The sequence below is a fragment of the Salinibacterium sp. genome (genome assembly GCF_031364185.1).
In the GTDB taxonomy this organism is placed as follows: Bacteria; Actinomycetota; Actinomycetes; order Actinomycetales; family Microbacteriaceae; genus Rhodoglobus.
Window position 1 is genome coordinate 1 of record NZ_JANLVV010000078.1, and the last position, 1822, is coordinate 1822.

The window sequence follows — 1822 nt, forward strand, 5'->3', positions numbered from 1 at the left end:
GGGCACTTCGAGCTCGGTTCCCCGCACGGAGGCATGGGTCATCATGGAGGGATAGCAGACCAGCGATTCGACGCCACCGAGCGACTCGGCCAACTGGAACAGGGTGGTCGATTCCGCGAAGGTGCGAGCCGCTGCGGCGCCCGCGCTGACGGCCACAGACAGCATCCCTCCGAAGGCGCGCATCTGCTTCGCGGCAATGTCGTGGCCTGGATGAGTGTCGAGTCCGGGGTAGTAAACAGCGTCGAGCTGTGGATGCCCCACCAACGCACCCGCGATGGTGAGGGCGTTCGACGAATGCCGTTCGGCACGCACTGCAAGCGTCTTGATGCCTCTGACGGTGAGCCAGGCATCCATCGGACTGGATACGGCACCGACCGCAAACTGCAGGAATCCGACCTTCTCGGCGAGCGCGTCATCGTTGAGGACGAGCGCCCCACCGAGCACGTCCGAATGACCACCGATGTACTTCGTCGTCGAATGCATGACCACATCGGCTCCCAGAGAGAGCGGCTGCTGAAGGTAGGGCGAGGCGAAGGTGTTGTCGACGACGACGAGTACGTCGTGCTCATGGGCAATGCCGGCGAGCGCGGCAATGTCGCTGATCTTCATGAGGGGGTTGCTGGGAGTCTCGACCCAGAGCACCTTTGTCGTCCCGGGTCGGATGGTGGCGCGTACCGCATCCACATCGCTCATGTCGACCGTGGAGAGCGAGACGCCCCACGGCACGTGCACACGATTGACGAGTCGGTGGGTGCCTCCGTAGACGTCGTTACCCATCATGATGTGGTCGCCCGGAGCCAGCGCCGCGCGCAGCAGCGTGTCTTCTGCCGCGAGTCCGGAAGCAAAACTGTAGGCGTGCGCACCGCCCTCGAGCGAGGCCAGGAGAGCCTGCAGCGAGTCGCGGGTGGGGTTACCACCGCGAGCGTACTCGTAGCCTCCGCGAAAGCCGCCGATGCCATCCTGCACAAACGTCGACGTCATATAGATCGGAGGCACCACGGCGCCGGTGGTCGGATCAAACTCCTGCCCGGCATGAATGGCTCGGGTGGAGAAAGCGTGCTCGTCGTTCACAGTGGTTCCTTCTGATGCTCAGGCGCTGAAGAAGGTCAGCAGGTCGTGTCGGGTCAGCACCGCGACGGGCTTGCCGCCGTCGGTGACCAGCAGGGCGTCGGTGGCGGAGAGCGCGATCCGTGCCGCGCTGACCGGTTCGTGCACACCGATTAAACCCAGGGGCGCTCCGACGAATTCCCGCACGGCATCGGTCATCTTCGCGCCGCCCGTGAACACCGCATCCATGAGCGAACGCTCATCGATAGCCCCGCTCACCTCACCGATGACGACGGGTGGTTCGGCGGTGAGCACAGGCATCTGTGAGACCTCGTACTTGGTCATGATCTCGATCGCATCGCGAACCGTATCCGTGGGATGCACGTGCACGAGCTCCGGCAACGAACCGGTCTTTGATCGCACGACGTCGCCGACGGTTTTCTCATCGGTAACGGAGGCGAATCCGTACGACCGCATCCACTTGTCATTGAAGATTTTGCCCAGGTACCCGCGCCCGCCATCCGGCAGCAGCACAACCATGACGTCATCGGCGCTGAGCAATCGGGCGGCCTTCAGTGCCGACGCCACGGCCATTCCGCTCGAACCGCCCACCAGCAGGCCCTCCTCGCGGGCGAGTCTGCGAGTGAGATCGAACGATTCGGCATCGGATGACGCGATCACCTCGTCGACGACGCTCGGGTCGTACGCCTCGGGCCAGAAATCCTCGCCAACTCCCTCGACGAGGTAGGGCCGCCCCGTGCCGCCGGAGTACACC

2 protein-coding genes are annotated in these 1822 nt (G+C 64.2%); both read right to left on the reverse strand.

Going from position 1 to position 1822, the window contains the following annotated elements:
• Nucleotides 1-1071 (reverse strand): cystathionine gamma-synthase (locus tag RMN95_RS03955; protein WP_309615659.1); only part of this gene is annotated, 1071 nt, incomplete at its 3' end.
• Nucleotides 1072-1089: 18 nt separating this feature from the next.
• On the reverse strand, nucleotides 1090-1822 hold a 733-nt coding region (locus RMN95_RS03960; protein WP_309615660.1), incomplete at its 5' end, for a pyridoxal-phosphate dependent enzyme.